Source organism: Rickettsia felis URRWXCal2 (assembly GCA_000012145.1).
Classification (GTDB): domain Bacteria; phylum Pseudomonadota; class Alphaproteobacteria; order Rickettsiales; family Rickettsiaceae; genus Rickettsia; species Rickettsia felis.
In genome coordinates this window covers 404,392-430,006 of sequence record CP000053.1, presented here as the reverse complement: position 1 = coordinate 430,006, position 25,615 = coordinate 404,392, and the positions used below count along the sequence as shown (strand labels likewise).

Here is a 25,615-nt window from a genome sequence, read left to right as displayed (position 1 = left end):
GGTACTATAGGTCAAGCCACGGGGTGACGGCGGTAAAACCGATCCATGCAGCAATGTCTCCTCGCAATGATGGAAACGAGCAATGCAACAAGACGAGTTTATTAGATCTATTGCATAACATATCTTATGGAGATATAGACTTAGAAGTCCATACCGCCCATGCCTCCCATACCACCACGCATTGGCGGTATTGAATCTTCTTTATCAGAAGGCTCGTCAACAATTAAAGTTTCCGTGGTAATAATTAACGAAGCAACGGAAGCAGCATCTTGAAGTGCAGTACGCACTACTTTAGCCGGATCGATAATTCCTGCTTTAATCATATCGACATATTGCATGTCTTGAGCGTTAAAGCCATAATTTTTATCCTTATGCTCTAGTAATTTACCAACTACTACGCCACCGTTTTCACCGGCATTTTCAACAATCTGTTTTAACGGATCTTTTAAAGCTTCTATTACTATTTCAATACCTGCTTGTTGATCCTTGTTATCTACTTTAAGATTTCTTAAAGTTTGTGAAGCGTGAAGTAATGTTACACCGCCCCCTGCAACAACACCTTCCTCAACTGCAGCTCTTGTAGCAGCAAGTGCATCTTCAACACGATCTTTACGCTCTTTCACTTCAACTTCTGTAGCACCGCCGACCTTTAATACGGCAACACCGCCGGAAAGTTTAGCTAAACGCTCTTGTAGTTTTTCTTTATCATAATCAGAAGTAGTTTCAGCTATTTGAGATTTAATTTGTAATACCCTATCTTCAATATTTTTCTTATCACCGTTACCGTCAACAATTACGGTATTTTCTTTAGAAATTGTTACTCTTTTTGCCGTCCCTAGACTTTTAATACTCACATTTTCAAGCTTCATACCTAAATCTTCAGTAATAAGCTCACCTTTAGTTAGGATAGCAATATCTTCCATCATTGCTTTTCTTCTATCACCAAAACCTGGGGCTTTTACTGCCGCAACTTTTAAACCACCACGTAATCTATTGACCACAAGCGTTGCAAGAGCTTCACCCTCAACATCCTCAGCAATAATTAATAGCGGACGTTGTGATTGTACTACAGCCTCAAGTATAGGTAACATCGGTTGTAAATTTGATAATTTTTTCTCAAATAATAAGATGAAAGGATTTTCAAGCTCAGCAACCATTTTCTCGGAATTCGTTACAAAATACGGTGATAGATAACCCCTATCAAACATCATACCTTTAACTACTTCAACATCGAAGCTAAAATTCTTTGCTTCTTCAACGGTTATCACGCCTTCTTTACCGACTTCCTCCATTGCCTTAGCAATTTTCTCACCGATTTCCTTATCACCGTTTGAAGAGATAGTACCAACCTGTGCGATTTCCTCTTGGCTATTGATTTTTTTACTGGATTTTTTAATTTCTTCTACTACTGCGTTTACCGCTAAATCCATACCACGCTTTAAATCCATAGGATTATAGCCCGCTGCGACTAACTTATTACCCTCACGAGCTAATGCTCTAGCAAGTACCGTAGCTGTAGTAGTACCATCACCGGCTACTTCTGCAGCTTTTGTAGCAGCTGATTTTAATAGCTGAGCTCCTGCATTTCTAATTTTATCTTTTAACTCGATCGATTTTGCAACCGTCACACCGTCTTTGGTAATTTTCGGTGAACCGAATGATTGCTCAATAAGTACATTTCTACCTTTTGGACCTAAAGTTACCTTTACTGCATCCGCAAGTATATCAACACCTTTTAGCACTTGTTCACGACCTTCTGAGCCATGTTTAATAAGTTTTGCCATATTCCATTTCTCCTTTTACAAATAAACAATTAATTAATGATACCGAATACGTCGGTTTCTTTCATAACGATCAGTTTTTCGCCTTTAATTTCAATTTCGGTGCCTGCCCATTTACCGTATAAAACTTTATCACCTATTTTTAGCTCTAAAGGATGAATTTCACCTTTTTTATTACGAATACCGTTACCTACGGCTACTATTTCACCTTGCATCGGCTTTTCTTTTGCGGTATCAGGAATAATAATTCCACCTTTAGTTTTTTCTTCGTGTTCGATAGGCTTTATTGCAATTCTATCATGTAATGGTTTAAAAGACATTTTAACCTCCAATTATTAAATCTTTAAATGTACATACTATATATATTTTATTTTTGCTAGTTCAAGAGGAAAGAATAAAATTTTTTTTACGGACCTCTTTCAAATTCTTCTTTGTTTATACAAGAGGTCTATTCTTGCTCAAAATCCTCTAAACTAGTGCCGTGTTTAGTTTTGCTCCATTTGAAAGGACAAAAAATTATTTCAAATACTGCTTTATATGAAGCGATGGTATGTAATATAAAATAGCTACCCCATAAAACCAACGCTACTATATCTTGAAATTTTACTTTTCCGCTTTTTAAAGAATTCTTTAATATATACAGAGCAGTACTATAAAGATATAAAAGCGAAAAAATACTATTAATAAGCCATAAATAATTAATTATAGAATTTTTATTTATAGCAATAGAAAATATTATAAAAGGTAAACTCCAAAAATTATAGGTAGATAAGCCGATAAAAATATAAATTGTTATTACTTGCAATAAAGTAAATTTTCGGTATTTATCTTTTCGTGCTTTAAATACAAAAAATGTTTGCAGAAAACCTTTAATCCAACGTGACCTTTGATTTAGCCAATTACCTAAACTATTCGGTGCTTCCTCTAAGGTATAGGAATCAAGGATAGCTACTTTATAGTTCTGTGAGTAAATTCTTATACCAAGCTCGGCATCTTCCGTTACATTATAAGCATCCCATCCGCCAAGCTTATTTAATATATCCGTTTTAAAATGATTACTAGTACCACCAAGAGGGGTAGGAAGTTTTAATAAACTTAATCCTTTCAAGATATATTCAAACCATAAACTATATTCTATATTAAATAATTTAGTTAAAACATTCTCATTTTTATTATAAAAGTTGAGCTTAGCCTGAAGACAAACATATTCGGACGGCAAATTTCTAAACATTGCTAAAGCCTTAAGCAGCTGATCAGTTTCGGGTTTATCTTCAGCATCATATACGACTAGATACTCACCTCGTGAATATTCTAGAGCATAATTAAGAGCCTTCGGTTTGGTTCTCGGTAGGCTTTTTGGAACAAATATAACATGAAAATAAGACGGTAAATTATATAAAGCTAGTTCTTTAATCATTAGATAATCGTCATCTTCGATAATAATTTTAACGTCTAGCTTATCTTTTGGATAATTAATTAATGAAATATTTTTAATTATTGACCTTAATTTACTTAATTCTTTATATAACGGTACTAAAATTGTATAAATTGGCAAAGCTTTCTTCTCATTCTGAGCAATTTGTGAGCTCGCCTTATGATTTTGGATGGTGCTTGCTTCATCATATATATATGGCCTCACGTCATTCCTGCACTCCTCTATGTCATTCCCGCGAAAGTGGGAATCCAAAAGAATAACCTTAATCTTAGTACAAAAATTACATATTCTTGATAAAATAAACCTATAAAAAACTTGTTTTTTATAGGTTTGACTGGATTCCCGCTTTCGCGGGAATGACATAGAGGCTGCCCTTACAAATAACAAAGATTTCAAAATATTTTGTAAGCAATAGCTTATATTATTGACAATATGAAATAAAGTCGGCAAATAAATCAAGGTAGCTATAAACATAGCAAAAAAGATTATTACTTTATTGGCATAATTAATATTCTTAGCAATAATCGATCCGGCTTTAAATTCAAGAGCATATTTTGCTTTAATACTAGTTAGATGAGAAAAATTTTTTTCTAATAATTTATAAAAATAATATTTCTTGATCAACATTATAGATTTAAAAAAATTATCATGACTAAATAATATTTTTAAATCATTTATAGCGGTTATTTTATTACCCTGTCCATCCTCATATATAAAATAACCATGTACTACATAGGCTTGTATATAAGAATAATTATAGATTTTAATATACGAAATATTACTTATCAGCGGCAATATTTTATTTTCATATAATATATCAATCATTATCTCATTATCGATAATTGCTTCTTCGATAATAGCTTTTAAACTAGTGATTTGTTTTTTGCCCAATAAGTTTTTATCTCTGATTATTCTTAAGATTACATCTTCGTCTATACATCTAACCATGCTGAAAAACTTATACCTGATATTTTATATTTCTTATTTGAAAGACTGTGATCCCAAAAATAACCGATTTGAGTAGTGATTGAATTTTTATTTTCCTCACCGAAATTAATTATCTTTGCAATTCCTAGCTGCTCATAAACTGAACTATCATATACATAACCGTAATTTTGCCGAGTATGGTATTTTGTAAAGCTTGTAAGCATTATGCCGTTTTTAAATTTAATCCCTTCACAAGTAGAAAAATTATAATACATTTTCTTAGAACTAAGATTATTAATTGAATGTCCGAAGCTAAATATATTTTGATTAAAGATAGTAACAGAGAGGATATTTTTAGACATTCCCATTAATAATGATACTTCTCCTAAAAAATCTTCTTTAAGTTTTTTACTCTTACTCATTAAAATTTTAGGCTGAGCTGAAATAACAAAATCTTTATCTTCAAATAGCTTCAATTTATAGTAAATAGAAGCATCCGTGCTTATGTTTTTTTCATTCAAAAATTTATCTTCTTTGTACAAAAAATGTACTCCTATATTCTGATTATCGGTAATACCATATTCTATTGAACTATTTACAAATTGCTCATCTTGGTAAGATGATAATTCTACTCTTCTGCTCTAATCTTTTTATTTGCCGCAAGATTTTTGCATGAAGACTAGGCTGATCACTTACTTTTTTGAGGGACTCCCATAGATAAGTTACTCTTTCTCTTAGGTATAAAACGGCTTCTTCTCTTTGCTTTTTCTCGTTTTTTGATATCTTATTAACTTTATTACCCCCTACAATATATCTATATCTTCCCTGCACTAACAACCATGCCGAGGCATGTACCTTATTAATATAAAAAATAATTATAAGGCATATTAGACAATAATATAATCTTAATGCCATAGCCGCTTAAATTTAAAAAATGTACTATAATAGCAATTATAAATTGAGTAAAGAGCTAAATTAAAAAATTTTAAATTGAAGTAGTATATGAAATATTGTAGTAATGATTTTACAACTTAAAATTCATTTAAAGAGGAAAATATGAACGATCAAAAATATAGAAATATTACTTTTACCAAAGAAAGTAGAATAGCAAATATTAATATATCTCCCGATAAAATAACAATTGGGGCTAATCAGCGGGTCACGTTTAAAAGCCTAGGTAATATTGAGGAATTAATCTTAGGACCACATAGTAGTGTTAAAGTAATAGATCTTAATCATAAGGTATTTATAAATAATACTAATCGAGATAAGATAATTATATTATCAGGTGAAGATACTAATTTTTATGATAATCCCTACGCTTCAATTTAAGTGCGGATAGGTAACGTCATTGCGAGGAAATTACGTAGTAATTGACGAAGCAATCTCAGGAGTTTATTATTATTTCATGAGATTGCCACGCAGCCTACGGCTGCTCGCAATGACGGGGTGGTGTCCACGCGGGCAATGCCTCGCAGAATGACATAAAGAACATTTTACCGCTCCACAAAATAACACCTCTAAGCCCCAAGCAGCACTTGATTTTGTAGTTTAAATAATTCTGCCGCACCGCCTTTAGCAAGTTTTAACATTGCTATAAACTGCTCTTCGGAAAAAGGTTCTTTCTCTGCCGTGCCTTGCACTTCGATTAAATTACCGTTACCTGCAAATACAAAATTACTATCCACTTCAGCATCGCTATCTTCTAAATAATCCAAATCTAGTATCGCCTCACCTTTATATATCCCGCAAGAAACAGCTGCAATTTGACTAATTAACGGATTTACCTTTAAAATTCTCTTTTTCATCAATGATCTAATAGCTAGGTGTAATGCTACGTAGCTTCCTGTTATCGCTGCCGTTCTAGTACCGCCATCGGCATTAATAACATCACAATCTATAATAATCTGCCTCTCACCTAGTTTCTTCAAGTCAATTACACATCGCATGTTTCTTCCTATCAAACGCTGTATTTCTTGGGTTCTTCCTCCTTGCTTCCCTTGTGCTGCTTCTCTTTTAATACGCTGGGATGTAGAGCCTGGGAGCATGCCGTACTCAGCGGTAACCCAACCTTGATTCTGCCCTCGTAAAAACGGCGGTACGGTAGTTTCGCAAGTAGCACTACACATGACATGTGTATTACCGATTTTAATAAGGCATGAACCTTCCGCATTAATAAGCGGAGATAATTCTAATGAAATAGGACGTAATTGGTTGCTTTTTCTTCCTGACTGTCTCATAATACAATTTGTACTCCTAATAAATATACAGAATCGGTAGACGAAGTTTAATTTGAAAAAGAGCCAGACACTTTAAAGCTTATAACCGCAGCGTAGGTATACTACGTGAGGATTATAAGCGAAAAGTGACGCCGCAATTTTTTAAATTAAACAAGTATACCATTGAAAAAATTTTTATTATATCTATATATATCTCAAAAAAGAACATAAATATAAAGTAAATAATATGATAGATGATAATATAGAAAATAATGAACAAACAATAAATGATATTGCTGAAGATATAGTTGAAACGGCAAATCCGGAAATAACAGAGTTAAAAGCAGAAATTGAAGAGTTAAAAGACAAGCTAATTAGAACTACTGCCGAAATAGATAATACAAGAAAGCGTTTAGAAAAAGCACGTGACGAAGCAAAAGATTATGCAATTGCTACATTTGCTAAAGAACTACTAAATGTTAGTGATAATCTTTCAAGAGCATTAGCTCATAAACCGGCGAATTCTGATATAGAAGTCACAAATATTATTGCAGGCGTTCAGATGACTAAAGATGAACTGGACAAAATCTTTCATAAACATCATATTGAAGAAATAAAGCCGGAAATAGGATCAATGTTCGACTATAATTTACATAATGCAATTTCGCAGATAGAACATCCTGATCATGCACCGAATAGCATTATTACTTTAATGCAATCAGGATATAAAATTAGAGATAGGCTACTTAGACCCGCTACCGTACAAGTAGTTAAAAAATCCGAATAGAAAATAATAATATGAATAGAACCGCTATATTTTGGCTAGTTTTTTTAGGGCTTTTTATAAGCGGTTTTATGCTAATTTCAGACGCAGTAAAACCATTTTTTATCGCATTTATAATATCTTACTTACTACAACCTGCTATAGGTTTTATCGCATCAAAATTTAAAATATCAAATAAATTTGCATCAAGCATAATTTATCTGATATTTTTGAGCATATTTTTCTTAAGCTTAACTATTTTAGTACCGATAATTTATGGACAAATTTTTACTTTTATAAATAATATTCCAAAATATAAAAATTATTTACAGGCAGAAATATTACCTCCTATAATGGCAAAAATTTATTCGATAGAACCTGATATTGCCGATAAAATCAAGAATTCTTTAAGTGATTTTATAAATAGTATATTTACTATACTTGGCAGTATTGCTAATAATTTTTGGCGTTATACCATTATTACCATTAACATATTTGTTTTATTTTTACTTATACCTATAATATTATTTTATTTCCTACGTGATTGGGCTAAAATTATTGCAAACATGAAATCATTATTACCTATAAAAACCCGACCGAAAACCCTTGAAATATTATCGGCAATTAATAATCTGTTATCTGCTTACATAAGAGGACAACTAAATATTTGCTTATTATTATCTACTTATTATAGTATTGCATTTACCGTAATAGGTATTGATCTCGCTCTTTTACTCGGTATTTTAACAGGGTTTTTAGTCATTATTCCTTTTCTTGGTACTTTTATATCGTTTCTTTTAACTCTAATTATCGGCTATTTAAATTTTGGTGTAACTAGCAAATTACTATATATAATGATAATTTATCTAGTCGGAAATATTTGTGAATCTTATATTCTAACCCCTAAAATTATCGGTGATAAAATAGGGTTGCATCCTCTTTGGATTATATTCTCGATTTTTGCCTGCGGCAGTTTATTTGGAATTATTGGAATATTTTTTGCTATACCGATTGCAGGGATTACAAAAATTTTACTCCTAAATCTAATTAAATTTTATAAATCTAGCAAATTCTATCGAACAGACGGCTAAGTTATAATATTATTGTATGATTTTTAAAAAGTGTCTAATGTCATGCCCACGAAAGCGGGAATCCAGTCAAACCTATAAAAAACTTGTTTTTTTAGGTTTATTTTATGAATTAATGTATAATTTTTGTACTGGTATTAAGATTATTTTTCTGGATTCCCGCTTTCGCGGGAATGACATAGAGAAGCATGAAAACGACCACCTCGACCTACAACAATGCTGCTAAGGATTAATAAATGCAGCAATATATATTTCGTTTTATTACTTCTAATAAATATCATCCTGATGAGTTTATTGTTTCTAGTTCTAACGAGCAAGCTTATAATATTATAAAAAATTGGCAGTGCAACTTTGGCGTTAATCCTTATAAATTTACTTTATTAATTAAAGGACCTTCTTCGTCAGGAAAAACTTATTTAACCAAAATATGGCAAAATTTAAGCAATGCCTATATTATTAAAGATATTTTTTTTAATGAAGAAATTTTAGAAAAATATAATGCTTTTATCATTGAAAATATTGAAAACTGGCAAGAGCCGGCATTACTTCATATATTTAATATTATTAATGAAAAACAAAAATATCTTTTACTTACCTCATCTAATAAAAGCAGAAATTTTACTTTACCCGATTTATCTTCACGTATTAAATCAGTACTTAGTATAGCATTAAACTCACCTGATGATGAATTAATCAAAATTCTAATATTTAAGCATTTTTCTATTTCTTCGGTAACAATATCAGGACAAATAATAGATTTTCTTTTAGTAAATTTGCCTAGGGAATATTCTAAAATTATAGAAATATTAGAAAATATTAACTATTTTGCTTTAATTTCCAAAAGAAAAATAACAACTTCATTAGTCAAAGAAGTTTTAAATAAGTATAATCATAAAATATTGTAACTTTTTCCTTGACTTTAAATCTTCTCAATATAACCTTTCTATAAATTAACTTTTTAGAAAAAATTGTGTTGGGATACGAAAAAAAACAAAAAAATTTAAATAGAGAACAAAAACAGGCTATAGGCTTACTATCGATAGGTACTTTTTTAGAGTATTTTGATCTTATGCTATATGTTCATATGGCAGTACTACTTAATGAGCTTTTCTTTCCGCAATATGATACTCACGTTAATCGCCTTCTTGCAGCTTTTTCTTTTTGTTCTACTTTTATTTTTAGACCCTTAGGAGCTTTGTTATTTGGCTAGATAGGAGATAATAGAGGTCGGAAATCTACAGTCATTATTACCACTATTTTAATGTCGTTTTCTTGCATCGTTATGGCTAATCTTCCTACTTATGCCCAAGTAGGTGCTAGTACCGCTTGGATAGTAACAATATGCCGTATAGTGCAAGGTATGTCGTCCATGGGAGAAAGAGTAGGAGCAGAATTATATTTAACGGAATCCGTCGGAGTTCTTAAACGCTTTCCTGCCGTAGCATTTGTAGGGGATGTGTGCTAGCTTAGGATTAACGGTAGCACTTGGCGTAGCAACTTTAGTTACATCTTACAGTTTTAATTGGCGTATCGCATTTTGGGTAGGTGCAGGAATTGCTTTAATAGGGAGTGCTGCTAGGACTACTTTACGTGAAACACCGGATTTTGTTGACGCTAAGCGTAGAATACAAGAAACTATAAAAGATAGTAATATAATTGATGTAGCAAAGATAAAAAATAATCCTGTATTGCAAGAAAAAGTTAATAAGAAGACTGCAATCTATTATTTTTTAATACAACTAGCACAACCGGTATGGTTCTATTTTGCTTATATTCATTGTAGTAATATACTTAAAGATTCGTTACACTATACCGCTGAAGCAGTAATACATCAAAATTTCACTATTTCTATAGTAGAATTTTTTGTAGCATTAGCACTTACGTGTTTATGCTATAAATTTCATCCACTAAAAATTTTAAAAACGCAATTAGTAATATTTTTAACTTTTCTTCTATTTAGTCCATTAATATTAGATAATATAACGCAAGGCTGGCAAATTCTCTTAATTCAACTAATTGTAGTTACTTTTTCTCCAAGTGAATTTCCGGCAATTCCAATATTTCATAAAAGTTTTCCGGTTTTTAAACGATTTACCTATGCTAGCTTTATATATGCTTCTTCACGAGCTGCTATGTATGTAATTAGTTCTTTTGGGCTTGTTTATTTAACAGAACGTTTTAATAATTTAGGATTGTTGATGATAGTAATTCCTATTATTATAGGCTATAGCCTCGGTATATCACATTTTAAAAAGCTAGAAGTTGAAGCAGGAAATTATTATTGAATATAAAAGGCGAAATGCGGCTTTCACCTTTTATATCAATTATAATTAGTTATATAATTTATCTTCTTCAGAGAGTTCGGTTTTAATTATTTCAAGCAGAGAAAAAATCTTACAATATTCTTCAAGCTTTTCGTTTATTTTTTGCAGCTCATCTAAAGCACTACTAAAATCTTCTTGTATTAAATAGGTTTCTACAGTTTTATTCTGCTCTAATGTTTTAAGCATAATATCTTGTAACAATTTATTATAGTGATTTTCTAACTTAGGTGTATTTGACATAATAATTAATAAATAACTTTGTATTTTAATTAATATATGAATTTTTTAATAATACAATAACTTTTAGTTAGTTTATGTTATTATTTATCTATCTTTGCTCTATTATCACTAATTCATGATAAATATTTACCTTAAATTTGCATTTTAAGTAATTTAATTATAGATAATTATTAACAAATTTTAATAATTATCTATAATGCACCCTAAAACAGATTAAAGGCATACAAATAGAGCGAATAGAATGGCAAGACCTATAGAAGGAAAATAAATATGCACAATCCTAGAAGAAGATTTAGATATTGTAAAGGAACAGAAAAAAAAGGCATCATATAATAATATAGACACAGCACCTAAAAAGCGGTCTCCAATATTTAGAAGTATGGATGATATAGAAGTTATACAAAGGCGTAACTTGGAGCGTATAATTTCTCAAGAAACAGTAAAAAGTAAAGATGATTTATATATAATAGAGCAAGAACGGATACAAAAATTAATGAATAGAGGCACAAACGCCTTAAAAAACCATGAACAACAGCCAAATAGTGAGCATAAAGCACAAGCTAACTCAAGAACCTCTAATATTCTAAATAGTATTAAGACCTCAAAAACATGGAGTAATATAAAGAAAATAAGCAACATAACAGGAAAGATTCTTTTTAATAAAACCACAGCTAGTGTACTCGGATTAATAGCAAGTAGTATTATGCTGGCAACTATAGCACCCGCAACAGCTCCATTTATGTTTGTATCAGCTGCTGCCATGGCAACATCTATAGTAGGTAAAGCAATAATAGATGTAGTACATACTCGAAAGATACGTCTTCTTACCCAAGAAAATAAATTATTAGTAAAACATCGTGACGATTTGAGTAAACAACAAGCTCTTTTAAAAATTGACCCGAAGTTAAAAGATATTTTAAAAGATGATTTATATATACATAATGATCCGAATCAAACGAAAGGTAAAAATACTCAAAATACCAAATCATTATTTATAGCATCAGTTATAACAAATGGAATAAGTAATATAGTAAACGTAGCAGGGGTATCTGCAGCTATAATCGGTGGTGGTGTAGCACAAATAATTTCATCAATAAATATAGGATTACAATCATTAAAAGGTTCTAAAGATTCAGTAAATCAGATTCAGGATAGAATAAAGTTAATTAAGGAGTTAAACCATAATATTAATCAAGAAAAACAAAAAACAGATATGGGTAATTATAAAAATATCCAAGAATTAGCAGAGATAGGATATAAACAAGCGGTTCAAACTGAAGCATTAACCGCTTTATTACAAGATAAGAATTACTTTAAATTTACTGATCAAGAAAAACAACAGAGATTTAATCAGCTTAGTGAAGAAATAACATTAAGGACAGCATTAGAATATGCTGATACAAAAAAAATAACATCACAAAATATAATAGTAGACATACTAAAAGATATAAATAGAACACATAATCCTTTTTATAAACAACCAGAACAAATAACTACCCATAAAAGCGTGTTAACAAAAGCAGTTGAAAATACAAATACTAATGATCATAAAGAATATAAAACGATACAGTTAAAAAAGAAATTAGAACTAAGCGGCACAGAAAATATAGTAAATAGAATCGGGAAACAATTAATTAATAACAATACTATTTCTAATAAAAATACAGATACGCCAAATAATTATATAAAAAGAATTACAAAAAAAGATTTAGGGTTAATAAGGTAAAATAGGAAATCATCAATAGCCCTCTTGCATAACCTAATCTTATAAAGAGGAAACACTCACCTTGCACTGCAACATACAAAAAGTATATGAGGATACGAGTACCGGATTGACGTATAAATATTTTTTTCTCTCAATTAGTTTATTATCATACTATTAACGTCATTAATGTATAGTAAAAATAAGCCAATAATAAGTTGTACTTCACTTCCTTATTTATCGTATAAAGCGAAATTTCCTATTGACTTTTATATAAAACAGTATAATTTCTTTACAATTTAACTTTTGTAAAGAAATTATGCTCGGCTATGAGAAAGAACAAAGAAGCTTAACACGTAAGCAAAAAGAAGCAATAGGATTAATATGTTTTGGAACATTTTTTGAGTATTTTGATTTAATGCTATATATACATATGGCAGTGAGTCTTCCCGATTAAGTGTGTAAACTTTTCCAAAAGCCTAGATTCTTTCGTCAAATTTTATTAAAAAATGAGCCATAGCCTTGTTCCAATTTGGTATGGACATGGACCATTTTTTGGTCATGTAATCAATTGCCAAATATAAGCTTTTAAAAACAGCATTATCATTTGGAAAAACACGTTTATTTTTTGTGACTTTTCGGAGTTGACTATTAACAGATTCCACAGCATTTGTTGTATAAATTATTTTCCGTATTTCTTCAGGGTATCCTAAGAAAATCATTAAATTATCCCAGTGAACATACCAAGATTTAGCAATTTGAGGATATTGTTTATTCCATTTAGATTCAAAAGCCTCTAAAGCGGAAAGTGCTTCTTTTTCTGTGCTAGTGTATAAATAGGTTTTAAATCACCAGCAAGCTCTTTCCGGTCCTTATATGATACATATCGTAAACTATTTCTAATTTGATGTACAATACATAATTGATGCTCCGTCTTTGGAAAAACAGCACCTATAGCTTCAGACATACCATTAAGGTTATCGCTACATGCTATCAGTATGTCTTGTATACCTCTATTTTTCATCTCAGTAAAATTTCCAAGCCAAAATTCAGCCCCTTCATTCTCACTGATCCATAATCCCAAAATATCTTTCCGCCCTTCTAAATCAATACCTAATGCAACATATACCGATTTATTGATAATCCGTTTATCCTGACGTACTTTTACTATTAAACAATCAAAAAATACTATAGCATATACTGGATCTAATGGACGGCTTTGCCATAGCTTAACATCCTCTATTATATCATCTGTGATTTGGCTAATTAAACTCTCGCTTACATCAGCTCCATATAACTCCTGAAGCTGTAATTTTATATCTGATAAACTCATACCTTTAGCATACAAAGATAGTACTTTATCATCAAAACCATCAAGCCTTCTTTGACGCTTTGCTACTAATGATGGTGCAAAACTGCTATTTCTATCTCTTGGCACTTCAATCTCAACAGCACCATTCTTTGTAATCAGATTCTTTGTGTTATAACCATTACGTGAATTCTGAGCATCACTTTGATTGTACTTGCTATATCCTAAATGATTATTCATCTCAGACTGTAGAGCTCTCTCTACAAGACGCTTGGTTATTTCTTTTAATAAACCATCTTCCCTGAATAATATTGATACATCTGTATCATTATTGATCAATAAATCTATCGCTTGTTCCATTGCAGCATTTTGTTTCTGTGTCATTGTAATTTCTCTTTTTGTTATATTTTCTTCTATACAACCTTTGAGAAATTTACACACTTATTTGGACAGTGCCATGGCAGTAGTTATCAATGAATTATTTTTTCCTAAAACTGATCCTCAAGTTGCTTCACTTTTATCTGCTGCCGCATTTTGTTCTACTTATTTATTAAGACCATTTGCGGCTTTGGTACTTGGATGGATAGGTGATAATATAGGTCGAAAAGCAACTGTTATTATTACCACATTTATAATGGCTATATCATGTTTTATTATGGCTACTTTACCTACTTATGCAGAAAAAGGCATAGTAGTTTCGTGGATTATGATAATTTGTCGTATGTCTCAAGGCGTATCTTCTATGGGGGAAATAGTAGGAGCAGAGTTATATGTTACTGAGACTACTAAACCGCCAGTTCAATATACCTATGTAGGTATAATAAATATAGCTGCTCAGTGGGGTGGCATTATGGCATTAGCATTTGGTATTATTAGTATTACTTATCTTTTCAATTGGCGTTATGCCTTTTGGGGAGGAACTATAATAGCTTTAGTAGGTTTTATAGCAAGAACTAATTTACGTGAATCAACGGAGTTTATAGATGCAAAACGTCGAATAAAAAACACTTTAGAAAATTTTGGAATAAATGATAAAGAATTATCATTTAAAGAATATGTAGAAGAGAAAATTAACATAAAAACTATTTTAGCTTATTTCTTTCTTGTAAATTCTGGGTCTGCTTGTTTTTATCTTACGTATATTTATTGTGCATCATTATTAAAAACAAATTTTAATTATACTGCACTTGAAATTATGAAAAATAATTTTTGTCTTGCTATTGCTCAATTAATCTTAATGATTACATTAGTTTTGTTAACAAAAAAATTTCATCCTCTTAAATTATTAAAAGTTAGAGCAATTATATTTTTAATTTGTATGCCCTCTAGCATTTATTTACTAAATAATATAACTACTTCTTCAAGTTTATCTAAAATTCAATTACTATTAGTTATGACGAGTATAACTACCAGTACTGCTGTATCAATACTTTATAAAAATTTTCCAATATTTAAAAGATTTACGTTTACTACTCTTATTTATGCGTTTTCATCAATTTTTATATACGTAGTTACTTCGTTTGGCATAGCTTACTTAGTAAATATGTTAGGAACTTACGGAATTCTTCTTATTATGATACCGGTGGGTGTAGCGTTCTACTGGGGAGTGACACATTTTGAATCACTTGAAAAAGTTCGTTATAATTATTAGAGTTAAAAATCTGTTCTTTCAAGTTTAATTCGCTTAAGTTAGTTTGTTGTTTAAATACATTCCAACAAAGTTGAACCAATATATATTCTATTTTATATATCTCAAGATATGCACAAACTTGTAAAAAGCTCATTAAAGTTTCTTTTATTATTTTTTTAGCTTTCTTAGGTGATTTAGCTCCTAAAGTCTGTATATTATGGGCTCTATCAAAAAGTTTTATAAGTGCTGTATTATATCTTTTCTGTTTAATTAATAGATTTAAGCTTTCTTCAGCAGTGATTTTTCCGTAAGGTTTAATTCTAGTTAGACCTTCTACATGTTTCGCTTGTTAGCAACGGAAGTAAAATGATACAGAGCAACGGATGAAAATTGATACAGTATTAAAGTAATATCTTCTGGATAAGGAGGTAATGAATAATGATAATACTGGAGCAAATAATGGAAATAAAAATATTGAATAAACATGGTAAGAGCCTAAGAAGTATAGCAAGAGAAGTAGGAGTATCAGTAAATACAGTACGTAAATATTTAAAATATGATGGTAGCCCTAAATATAAGGATAGGTCGGAGTTGGTAACAAAGCTTGCCCCATATAAAGACTACTTGAGTGAAAGAATAAAATCAGCCCATCCTGTATCTCTACCTGGTACTGTACTGTTTCAGGAGATAAAAGAGTTAGGTTACACAGGAGGGATAACCCAACTAAGGGATTATTTAAGAAGTATCAAGCCAGTAGCTAAACAGGAGGATATAATAAGATTTGAGACTGCTTCTGGTAAACAGATGCAAGTGGATTGGATAGAATTTCGTAAGGGGAAAGATCCTCTATCAGCTTTTGTGGCTACATTAGGATTTAGCCGAGCAAGCTATATAGAATTTGTTAACAATGAAAAACTTATAACACTAATAGAATGCCATAAGCGAGCATTTGATTATTTTGGCGGAGTACCGGAAGAAGTACTTTATGACAATATGAAGACAGTAATACTGGATAGGGATACATATGGTCCTTGGGATACACCGTTTTAATAAAGGCATGCTGGATTTTGCAAAACATTATAGTTTTCGATTAAAAGTGTGTAGACCTTATCGAGCACAGACTAAGGGCAAGGTTGAGCGATTTAACAGATATATAAGAGAAAGCTTTTATAATCCATTAGTAACAAAATTAAAAACTTCAGAGTTGGTGTTAGATGTGGATACTGCAAATTCGGAGGTACTAAAATGGTTACGTGATACTGCAAATCTGCGTGTACATAGAACAACAGGTGCAATACCTGCAGAAAGATTAAAACTTGAAAGGAATCATCTTCAACCACTACCATTGGATTATAGCGGTAGTCATCCTACAGTACTAGAGATTATGAGAGATAAAGGGGAACGATTTTCTACAGTTTCCTTACAACATTCCCTCTGCATATACCAAAGTATACTGGAGGCATTATGAACCTGCAGCACCAACGTATAGAAGAGCTGTGCCACTCTTTAAACCTTATGCAGATAGCTGAAAATTATCTTGATATTGCACAATCCTCTAGTAAAGAAGACTCAAGTTATACGGATTTCCTGGAGTCAATATTAAAAACAGAGCTATTGGCACGACAGCACAGGAGTAAATCAATACTCACCAAAATGGCAGGCTTCCCTGCTATCAAAACGCTGGATGATTTTGATTATGATTTTGCTACAGGAATAAAACACAAGGTTTTGGAAGGTTTAAGGTCTCTGTCTTTTGTAGAAAGACAAGAAAATATTATTCTGCTTGGTCCTTCTGGAGTAGGAAAAACCCATATAGCTATTGCCCTTGGTTATGCAGCAACACAATGCGGAATCAAAACTAAATTTACAACAGCTGCAGATTTGATGCTTATACTTAATGCTGGGCTAAACCAGGGAAACCTGGACTCCATATTCAAAAGAGTTATACTACCATATAAATTACTTATAATAGATGAGTTTGGGTATCTGCCGTTAAAACCGGAACAAGCTAATCTGTTATTTCAAGTTATAGCAAAGCGTTACGAAAAGGGTAGCATAATTCTTACAAGTAATCTGCCATTTGGACAATGGCATAATAGTCTTGCTCAGGATAGTGCTCTTACAGCTGCTATCTTAGATCGTCTGCTTCATCACTCCACTATACTCAATATTAAAGGTGATAGTTTCAGGCTTAAGGATAAAAAGAAGACTGGTCTTGTGCCAATAGAAATTATTAATAAACAGGAGGATAATTTTATGACTTAAATATCAGATAATTTTTTTTATGATACTGTATCATTTTTCAGCCGATGCTTATTAAATATCTGTATCATTTTTCGACCGGTGTTGACAATTGAATCCACTAATCGTCAAATTCGTAAAATTATTAAAAATAAAGGAGTGTTTCCAGATGACAAATCGATTCAGAAAATAATCTTTTTGGCGTTGACAAATGCCTCTAAAAAATGGACAATGCCTATTAAGAATTGGGCGATGGCTTTAAATCAATTTGCTATACTTTGTGATACTAATTTACAAAATTGGGCAAATGGAGAAGTCATACTTACACAAACTTCCTGACAGACTCCTTTAATACAAAAAACTACAGATAATCCATTAAAAGATAATCTTATTTACAATGAAAGGGGCAATCTAAAAACAGTCTTCTTTTTATTATTAATATCATGTGGTTGGCCAATATGTTTTTATTTTACTTATATTTATTGTGGTGAAATTTTAAAAAATTCTTTTAATTTTACAGCAGAAGCAGTTATTCATCACAATTTTATTGTAGCAATAGTAAATTTTTGTGCTTATTTAATATTAACTTATTTAAGTTATATTATATACCCATTAAAAATTCTTAAGATTAAATTAGTAATATTTTTTATTTTTGCTCTCATTTGTCATTATTTACTAAATAATATTACTACTTCTGTTCATTTGTTCTTAATTCAATCATTTGTAATGTTATTTTTTCTTAGTGCCAATCCAGCTATGCCAATTTTTCTAAAACATTTTCCAGTTTTTAAACGATTTAGAACAGCAAGTATAATTTTTGCTTTATCGACTGTTTCCATGAATATTATTATATCTTTTGGTCTTGTATATTTAACAAAATATTTTGGCCATTGGGGAATACAAATGATACTATTTCCAATAATAATAGGATTTACACTTGGATTAAATTATTTCAATAATTTAGAAAAAAATAAAACATCATGTTTATTTTAGAAACAAAAATAGAAGAATTTATTTTAAATAATTCAGATCTAAAAGATGTTCATGCTGCGACCATATTTGCTTTTGATGATAAAAAATTAATAACATCATTTTTTGGTAAAACACGATCTGAATCAGGTAAGTCAGAAGAAAATAATAGCATTTGGATCAGTTTAGGATTTAAAAGTAATAATCATTATCAATGGACTACTCCAGAAAGAATCGTTTCACCGCAATATTTCCGTGATCATCATATCCCTCTAAAGCAAGATAATGGGATAATCAGTTGTGGAAATCCAGTAATTACTTTCTTTAATAATCAGTTACTCATTTTTAGTAAAATTGGACCTTATCCAAGAACATGGAGTGGAATATTATCTCGTTCTTATGATCAAGGATTAACATGGCAAAAACCAGAACTATTATGGTATTCTAGGACCAGCACGTAATAAGCCACTAATTTATGAAAATAATATTTTATCTCCGTGTTCTCGAGAAAGTTGTATTGATGATTTTTCATATATAGAATATTCATCAGATTTACATACATGGAATTTAAGTAATCCTATATTACCATCCAACCCTCAAATTTTTCAAAAAGGTTACAGAGGTTTTATACAGCCAACTTTAGTTAGTAGTAATTTACCAAATAAAATCATAATGTTAGTAAGACCTAGAAAAACTGATTCCTTAATGTCTACTTACATACACAGATCAATATCCATAAATAATGGAATATATTGGAGTAATTTAGAACCAGTAAACTTATTAAACCCTGATAGTGCCATTGATGCCATTAATTTAGGTGATGATACATTACTACTTACATATAATCGAGTAATCAATAATCGTAAATCACGAAATATATTAAGTGTAGCTACATCCTATGATGAGGGGTTAAATTGGCACCCTATCACTATTAGAAATTCTATCTATCCTGAAGGGGATATAGAATATAGTAACATCCTATCTGAAGAATATTCATATCCTACTATTATTATGAGTCCTGATAACAATGAAATTCATGTAATATATACATTTAATAGAATTAACCTAAAGCATAAAGTATTTCAATTACTACCAAAATAATCTATTCTATAAATAATCAAGTAGTATGCTAAATTATATTTATAGCTTCAGTGTTGTGTTTAAAATAACTCCAAAATTTTCTAAGATTATTAGTGAACAATGTATTTTCCTTTAATCTATTTTGATGTGTAGCATTTAAACATAATCGATAAAAGTGTTTTTCTAATGATGAAATTCCAAGGTAAGGCATCAAAACAATAAAACTTATTAAAGTTTCAGTTATAATTTTTTTAGCTTTTTCAGGAGATTTAGCACCTATTGTCTGTATATTATGCAGTCTATCAAATAACTTTATCAGAAGTATATCATGTTTCTTCTCTTTGTATAACATCTCTACCATTTCAGCAGAACTAATCTTTATACCATTCTCCTTAATCCTTGTTAAATCCATCACCTGACTTGCTACTTTCCAACCAAATTCTTCAGCTACTTCCTCCTTTGTAAGTTCTGTATCTTCTATAGTATCATGCAATATAGACGTTACTATTACATCTGTTCTAAATAAGTAATCTGATATCATATATGCTACTTCTATCGGATGTGAATAAAATGGTTCTCCTGATTGACGCATCTGACTACCATGATATTTCTTAGCATAGTATATAGCTTTCTTTACCTCCAATACACTCACTGGTGGTACTTTTACTACACTATTTAAATATATTACTTTATCTAATAACTTCTTAGCATAAATACATATCTCAAAATTTGTTTGATAACCTTCTATCTTTTTCATTAATGCTTATTAATTATTTTCAATACTTTTTACCTAAATTTTCCAAGTATAGCTTAATGCGATAAGTTAGTAACTTTTTTAAGAGTGTAGTAAACAGCATCCAAAAATTGCTCAAACTTAGAGGCATTTTTTCTTATTTCATTTTTGATCTTAAACCAGTAATGCTCAATAGGATTTAAATCAGGAGAATAAGTGGGTAAAAACAAAATACTGCATCCAACAGATTCTATTAACCGCTTTACCTCTGAATTTTTATGAAAATTTATATTATCCATCACCACAATCTGACCATGTCTTAATTCTTTGATTAATATATCTCGTACATATGTTTCAAAAATATTACTATTGCAGTTACCATCAAATATTATTGGTGCTATAATCTCTTTATGACACAGGCCAGCAATCATACTAATCCTCGATTTATGTTGATATACTTTTTCGCCATAACATCTTTTACCAATAACACTCCATCCATATTCTCTACAACTATTATCCTCTATTCCTGACTCATCGATATACACCAAATCTTGTTTATCTATAGTTTTTATTTTTTCTATAAATTCATTCCTTAAACCAATATCTCTTTTGGGATGAAGATAAGTTTTTTTTATAACTATAGCCTAATTTATTTAGTAACCTTGATATCGTACTTGCAGATATTTTTTGATTCCAAATATTTGCCAGTTCTATAGTCGTTTTATCACAATTTAATGCTATGAATTTTTTGAATCCTTCTATATCTCTTATTATTCTTCGATGTCCTGTATGATAACCGCTTCTAGCCTTTACATCACCAGTGCATTTCTTCAATTTCTTCCATTCTATTATAGTAATAGAAAATAGATTAGAAACCTCCTTAATTGTTTTCCCTGTTTCTATACTCTTTATTACAAGTACTCTTAAATCATATGAATATGCTCTTGCCATTGGGTTTCTAGCAAGATTACACTAAATAATTCTAAAAGTCACTATCTTATCTCACTAAGCTATAATCCTATATCTTTTGATTATATAATTATATTATATATATAACAGCTGTGATTTTTCCACCAGCATATGATCCAACAAAAAAGTCAGTTTTTCATACCTACCACTATGCTCGTTCAGCAACATTGTTATCAATCTCTATTTTACCATTATCTAAAAACCTCATTACAGAGTTGCCTCATTATTTAGAGAACATAAGCAATAGCTCTATTCTTGGTATTTTTTTAAGTAGTATATGATACAATATCTCCTGTTAACTCTGTTGGTTTTATAAAAAAATTATCTTGTTGAACCGTAAAAACAAATTCATTATTAACAAAACAGTTATTTTATTGTTGTTTATCTTGTATACCAACATCATAATTACTGAGTCTTGTTAAACCATCTATTGGTATAACAGCATCAAAGGATTTTATTATATTAGATCTCTTGCGAAACTAGAGTTTAAAGAATAAAAGTTAGTTGTAACTTCATATACTTTGATCTTACATTATAACTATGTCTATAAATCACACATTTTTTCCACTATATTCCACAATTTAACTGATACGTAAATCACCGCACAAATTGATTATACTGTCTGTCTGATCATCTGGTAACATTGTTTCTAAATTAATGTCTGCACCGCCTAATATGAAAGATTTTAAAATATTACAATTGTTAAACTCCATAATACTGTTTAATACTGTTTCACCACTATTATTTTTAGTATTGATATCAGCACCATTGTGAATTAGCAATGATACTAAATCTAAGCTATTAAATATAACAGCATAGTGTAATGGTGTTTCACCACTATTATTTTTAGCATTGACATCAGCACCATAGACCATTAGCAATGATACTAATGCTAAGTTATCAGACTCAACAGCATAGTGTAATGCTGTTAGACCATCATCAGTTTTAGCATTGACATCAGCACCACGAACCATTAGCAAAGATACTAAATCTAAGCTACCCAAGTCAACAGCAAAGTGTAATATTGTTTCACCACTATTAGTTTTAGCATTAACATCAATACCCTTGTGAATTAGCAAAGATACTAAATTTAAGTTACCAGATTCAACAGCATAGTGTAATGCTGTTAGACCATCATCAGTTTTAGTATTGATATCAGTACCATTGTGAATTAGCAAAGATACTAAATTTAAGTTACCAGACTCAGCAGCAAAGTGTAATATTGTTTCACCACTATTAGTTTTAGCATGAATATCAGCTTTATTTTTAATCAACCAATTTACTAAATTTAAGTTACCAGACTTAGCAGCAAAGTGTAATATTGTTTCACCACTATTAGTTTTAGCATGAATATCAGCTTTATTTTTAATCAACCAATTTACTAAATTTAAGTTACCAGACTTAGCAGCAAAGTGTAATATTGTTTCGCCACTATTAGTTTTAGCATGAATATCAGCTTTATTTTTAATCAACCAATTTACTAAATTTAAGTTACCAGACTCAGCAGCAAAGTGTAATATTGTTTCGCCACTATTAGTTTTAGCATGAATATCAGCTTTATTTTTAATCAACCAATTTACTAAATTTAAGTTACCAGACTTAGCAGCAAAGTGTAATATTGTTTTAGCATTATTGACATTAGCACCATTGTGAATTAGCAAAGATACTAAATCTAAGTTACCAGACTCAACAGCATAGTGTAATACTGTTTCACCATTATCGGTTTTAGCATTAACATCAGCACCATAGGCAATTAGTAAGTATACTAAATCTGGGCTACCATAATCAACTGCAGAATATAATATTGTTTCACCACTATTAGTTTTAGCATTAACATCAGCACCATGGGAAATTAGCAAAGATACTAAATCTAAGTTACCATCATAAACTGCATAGTGTAATGCTGTTAGACCATTATCAGTTTTAGCATTAACATCAGCACCATAGGCAATTAGTAAGTATACTAAATCTGAGTTATTAAAACTAACAGCATAGTGTAATACTGTTTCACCATTATCGGTTTTAGCATGAATATTAGCTTGATTTTCAATCAACCACTTTACTAAGTGTAAGTTACCAGACTTAACAGCATAGTGTAATACTGTTTCACCATTATCGGTTTTAGCATTAACATCAGCACCATTTTTAGCTAATAATTTCGCTAAATCTAAGTTACCATTCTTAGCAGCACAGTGTAATGATATTACACCATGACAATTTGTAGCATTAGGATTAGCACCATGTGTGATTAATAATGGCACTGATTCTACACAGCCAAGTTGAAGTCCAAGACGTAATAACTGGTCCTTATTACTATCTGATATATCATTTATTCTCTTATTCAGCTCTGATGGATCTACTAATAAGGTTATTATAGGAAGCATTTGAGTAATGTTTGTGTTTATAGTAGTTGATAAAAATTCCTTTTGACCATATTGTTCCAAAACAACTTTATCGTTTATGGTAGCCAATAATGTATTGTATGTTGGTGAGGGTGGCTTAAATATTGATCTGATATTGGAGTCTTCATGTCTCTTTGTATAAGTTATAGTTGCCGGAAAAGCACATTCAGCTAATATTGGTTTGTAAGTGATGTTAATAAAAACACTATTATGTTCGAATAGCTTAAATATTGATCTGATATTGGAGTCTTCATGTCTCTTTGTATAAGTTATAGTTGCCGGAAAAGCACATTCAGCTAATATTGGTTTGTAAGTGATGTTAATAAAAACACTATTATGTTCGAATAATAGATTACTTGCCGGAATCTGTACTACTGCTAAAGGTACTAATTTATATTCTACAGTATTACTCAAATTGAGATTTATATTTAGAAAAAAGTTGTAAGGTATAGTATTAGTGTCTTTTATCAAAAGTGATAAATTATTATTATAATACGTTATATATTCTGGGGTAGTGGTACGAGACAATGTACATGTCGTAATGTCATTGTCAACAAAATTAGTACTATGTTGAGTGTATTGTGTAAATGAAGGAATAGTATTATAGTCAGTATACAAGTTATTATTTATCGTACTAGTAATAGTTACTATGCTTACATAAACACTGAGTATCCTATTACTATAACTTAATGTGATATTAAATAATACCACACTAACATTATTATTAGTACGAGATACATAATACTTATTTACTTTGTAAGTGTGATGTGCACTACCGTATTGTGTTTGCCTATGCATAGTGGTAGAGCGTATTTGAAGTTCAATATTACCTTTATTACCACCTGATATGACTAAATGTATTGATTGATATCCATTATTCTTGGGATATCTAATATAATCAACAAACTGTGATGTTATGGTATTATAATGTAGATGAATTAATTTAGAAACGTCGTAACATGCTTTTTTATTTGGTACAATTGCTCTAAAAGCAAGAATATCATTAAGTGCTGTAATATGGATATCTTTAACAAGTGTTTTTATCCATATAGAATATGGGGACTTAATTCTGTAGCTTAGGCTTGCTTTTATATTTAGTTTTCTAAATATATTTCCGAATTGTTGTTCTATATTGTGAATTATATTATCTATGTCAGGATATAGCCAATACATATAATGAAGAATTCTATTACGTTCTTCAGGATATTGAATCTTAAAACATAAATCTTGTAAAAGATAAGCAAGGTCATTGTGTGCTGTATATGATAAAAGATACGGAATATAACAATTAGTGATGATCTCTGATATATGCTGAGCATTGGTATTATTATACTCAAGGTTAAAGATACTCACCTTATGTAATAATGGAACAAGCGAAGTTAATATTGCCGTTTCCTGTAGTTTGGGATTAATAGTTAGTAACAACTCATGAAAATGAATATATTGCTCAGCATATGGTTTATAGTGAATAGTAGATAATTTATTAATAACATCAACTAGATATATAATATTATTATTAAAATGATTATAATCTTCTAGATTAAGATGTTGTATATTTTCATGTAATAGTACTGCTGTGAATGAGGAAGAATCTAGTTGCAATGCTTTTGTAATGGTATGTATTTGGTCAGGATAGGTTGTTTTATCATAGCAGTATTTATGGTATAACTCTAAAGCTTGATTAATGCATGAATTATTGGTGATATTTTGATATAACATTATTTATTAAGCATCTGTGAAAGTGTTGCAAGATAAAAAATTTTTAACCACACTATAAAATCTATATCCTGAAATCGTAATACT

22 protein-coding genes and 5 pseudogenes are annotated in these 25,615 nt (G+C 30.5%); 14 read left to right on the top strand and 13 right to left on the bottom strand.

Features of this window, described 5'->3' with window-relative positions; translation table 11 throughout:
- Positions 1 to 140: 140 nt before the first annotated feature.
- The 5 genes from groL to RF_RS02200 form a co-directional block, all read right to left on the bottom strand.
- Entirely contained in the window at positions 141 to 1,784 is a 1,644-nt protein-coding gene (gene groL, locus RF_RS02220; RefSeq protein WP_011270744.1) for a chaperonin GroEL, read from the bottom strand.
- Positions 1,785 to 1,813: 29 nt separating this feature from the next.
- A complete protein-coding gene (locus tag RF_RS02215; protein ID WP_011270743.1) occupies positions 1,814 to 2,101 on the bottom strand; it encodes a co-chaperone GroES in 288 nt (95 codons plus the stop codon).
- Positions 2,102 to 2,229: 128 nt separating this feature from the next.
- Positions 2,230 to 4,164: a glycosyltransferase family 2 protein gene (locus RF_RS11280; RefSeq protein WP_011270742.1), complete on the bottom strand. Its 1,935-nt coding sequence runs from the start codon at positions 4,162 to 4,164 to the stop codon at positions 2,230 to 2,232.
- Positions 4,149 to 4,685: a hypothetical protein gene (locus RF_RS02205; protein WP_011270741.1), complete on the bottom strand. Its 537-nt coding sequence runs from the start codon at positions 4,683 to 4,685 to the stop codon at positions 4,149 to 4,151. Before RF_RS02205 ends, RF_RS11280 begins: the two co-directional genes overlap by 16 nt.
- Positions 4,686 to 4,749: 64 nt before the next feature.
- Positions 4,750 to 5,058, bottom strand: a complete 309-nt coding sequence (locus RF_RS02200) for a hypothetical protein (RefSeq protein ID WP_011270740.1) — start codon at positions 5,056 to 5,058, stop codon at positions 4,750 to 4,752.
- Between the two features lie 141 nt (positions 5,059 to 5,199).
- On the opposite strand from RF_RS02200, the gene RF_RS02195 reads away from it, so the two are divergent.
- Positions 5,200 to 5,475, top strand: coding sequence for a hypothetical protein (locus RF_RS02195; RefSeq protein WP_011270739.1), 276 nt, complete (start codon positions 5,200 to 5,202; stop codon positions 5,473 to 5,475).
- Positions 5,476 to 5,663: 188 nt separating this feature from the next.
- Here the strand turns inward: RF_RS02195 and rph are convergent, their stop codons facing one another.
- A complete protein-coding gene (gene rph, locus RF_RS02190; RefSeq protein WP_011270738.1) occupies positions 5,664 to 6,383 on the bottom strand; it encodes a ribonuclease PH in 720 nt (239 codons plus the stop codon).
- A 226-nt stretch (positions 6,384 to 6,609) separates the two neighbouring features.
- Between rph and grpE the strand changes: the two genes are divergently transcribed.
- The 6 genes from grpE (at position 6,610) to RF_RS02160 (ending at position 10,498) form a co-directional block, all read left to right on the top strand.
- A complete protein-coding gene (gene grpE / locus RF_RS02185) occupies positions 6,610 to 7,149 on the top strand; it encodes a nucleotide exchange factor GrpE (protein WP_011270737.1) in 540 nt (179 codons plus the stop codon).
- Between the two features lie 11 nt (positions 7,150 to 7,160).
- A complete protein-coding gene (locus RF_RS02180) occupies positions 7,161 to 8,216 on the top strand; it encodes an AI-2E family transporter (RefSeq protein ID WP_011270736.1) in 1,056 nt (351 codons plus the stop codon).
- Positions 8,217 to 8,449: 233 nt separating this feature from the next.
- A complete protein-coding gene (locus RF_RS02175) occupies positions 8,450 to 9,118 on the top strand; it encodes an HdaA/DnaA family protein (RefSeq protein ID WP_011270735.1) in 669 nt (222 codons plus the stop codon).
- 65 nt (positions 9,119 to 9,183) lie between these two features.
- Complete coding sequence (locus RF_RS02170) at positions 9,184 to 9,423, top strand: hypothetical protein (protein ID WP_011270734.1); 240 nt, start codon at positions 9,184 to 9,186, stop codon at positions 9,421 to 9,423.
- Positions 9,424 to 9,495: 72 nt separating this feature from the next.
- Positions 9,496 to 9,678 (top strand): proline/betaine transporter, encoded by a 183-nt coding sequence (locus RF_RS11275; RefSeq protein WP_200885857.1) that lies wholly within the window; start codon positions 9,496 to 9,498, stop codon positions 9,676 to 9,678.
- Complete coding sequence (locus RF_RS02160) at positions 9,668 to 10,498, top strand: MFS transporter (protein WP_011270732.1); 831 nt, start codon at positions 9,668 to 9,670, stop codon at positions 10,496 to 10,498. Before RF_RS11275 ends, RF_RS02160 begins: the two co-directional genes overlap by 11 nt.
- A 45-nt stretch (positions 10,499 to 10,543) precedes the next feature.
- Here the strand turns inward: RF_RS02160 and RF_RS02155 are convergent, their stop codons facing one another.
- Positions 10,544 to 10,777: a hypothetical protein gene (locus RF_RS02155; protein ID WP_011270731.1), complete on the bottom strand. Its 234-nt coding sequence runs from the start codon at positions 10,775 to 10,777 to the stop codon at positions 10,544 to 10,546.
- A gap of 379 nt (positions 10,778 to 11,156) precedes the next feature.
- Here RF_RS02155 and RF_RS11270 point away from each other — a divergent pair, with 379 nt between their 5' ends.
- Positions 11,157 to 12,503, top strand: coding sequence for a hypothetical protein (locus RF_RS11270; RefSeq protein ID WP_011270730.1), 1,347 nt, complete (start codon positions 11,157 to 11,159; stop codon positions 12,501 to 12,503).
- A gap of 295 nt (positions 12,504 to 12,798) precedes the next feature.
- Positions 12,799 to 12,927: pseudogene (locus RF_RS02140) on the top strand (MFS transporter); the annotation flags it as partial.
- A gap of 31 nt (positions 12,928 to 12,958) precedes the next feature.
- Here the strand turns inward: RF_RS02140 and RF_RS02135 are convergent.
- A pseudogene (locus tag RF_RS02135) lies at positions 12,959 to 14,172 on the bottom strand (IS256 family transposase).
- Here RF_RS02135 and RF_RS02130 point away from each other — a divergent pair.
- A complete protein-coding gene (locus RF_RS02130) occupies positions 14,060 to 15,439 on the top strand; it encodes an MFS transporter (RefSeq protein ID WP_318248850.1) in 1,380 nt (459 codons plus the stop codon). The pseudogene RF_RS02135 and the gene RF_RS02130 sit on opposite strands and share 113 nt — an antisense overlap.
- Here RF_RS02130 and RF_RS11265 read toward each other — a convergent pair.
- Positions 15,360 to 15,764 (bottom strand): annotated as a pseudogene (locus RF_RS11265) (HD domain-containing protein); the annotation flags it as partial. The gene RF_RS02130 and the pseudogene RF_RS11265 overlap by 80 nt on opposite strands.
- 92 nt (positions 15,765 to 15,856) lie before the next feature.
- On the opposite strand from RF_RS11265, the pseudogene istA reads away from it, so the two are divergent.
- The 4 genes and pseudogenes from istA to RF_RS11255 all read left to right on the top strand — a co-directional run bounded on the left by istA (position 15,857) and on the right by RF_RS11255 (position 19,729).
- Positions 15,857 to 16,886, top strand: a pseudogene (istA, locus tag RF_RS02125) (IS21 family transposase).
- Positions 16,883 to 17,683, top strand: coding sequence for an IS21-like element helper ATPase IstB (istB, locus tag RF_RS02120; RefSeq protein ID WP_011270406.1), 801 nt, complete (start codon positions 16,883 to 16,885; stop codon positions 17,681 to 17,683). The pseudogene istA and the gene istB overlap by 4 nt, the downstream one beginning before the upstream one ends.
- A gap of 956 nt (positions 17,684 to 18,639) precedes the next feature.
- Complete coding sequence (locus RF_RS11260) at positions 18,640 to 19,089, top strand: exo-alpha-sialidase (RefSeq protein ID WP_011270725.1); 450 nt, start codon at positions 18,640 to 18,642, stop codon at positions 19,087 to 19,089.
- Positions 19,070 to 19,729, top strand: a complete 660-nt coding sequence (locus RF_RS11255) for an exo-alpha-sialidase (RefSeq protein WP_318248853.1) — start codon at positions 19,070 to 19,072, stop codon at positions 19,727 to 19,729. Before RF_RS11260 ends, RF_RS11255 begins: the two co-directional genes overlap by 20 nt.
- A gap of 28 nt (positions 19,730 to 19,757) precedes the next feature.
- Here the strand turns inward: RF_RS11255 and RF_RS02100 are convergent, their stop codons facing one another.
- The 4 genes and pseudogenes from RF_RS02100 to RF_RS02085 form a co-directional block, all read right to left on the bottom strand.
- Positions 19,758 to 20,465, bottom strand: a complete 708-nt coding sequence (locus tag RF_RS02100; RefSeq protein WP_011270723.1) for an HD domain-containing protein — start codon at positions 20,463 to 20,465, stop codon at positions 19,758 to 19,760.
- 53 nt (positions 20,466 to 20,518) lie between these two features.
- A protein-coding gene (locus tag RF_RS08635; RefSeq protein WP_231564259.1) for an IS630 family transposase occupies positions 20,519 to 21,392 on the bottom strand; the annotation gives its coding sequence in 2 pieces (ribosomal slippage) (positions 20,519 to 21,073 and positions 21,075 to 21,392; 873 coding nt in all).
- Positions 21,393 to 21,558: 166 nt separating this feature from the next.
- Positions 21,559 to 21,621 (bottom strand): annotated as a pseudogene (locus RF_RS11915) (hypothetical protein); the annotation flags it as partial.
- Positions 21,622 to 21,991: 370 nt separating this feature from the next.
- Positions 21,992 to 25,531 (bottom strand): ankyrin repeat domain-containing protein, encoded by a 3,540-nt coding sequence (locus tag RF_RS02085; protein ID WP_011270720.1) that lies wholly within the window; start codon positions 25,529 to 25,531, stop codon positions 21,992 to 21,994.
- Positions 25,532 to 25,615: the final 84 nt, after the last annotated feature.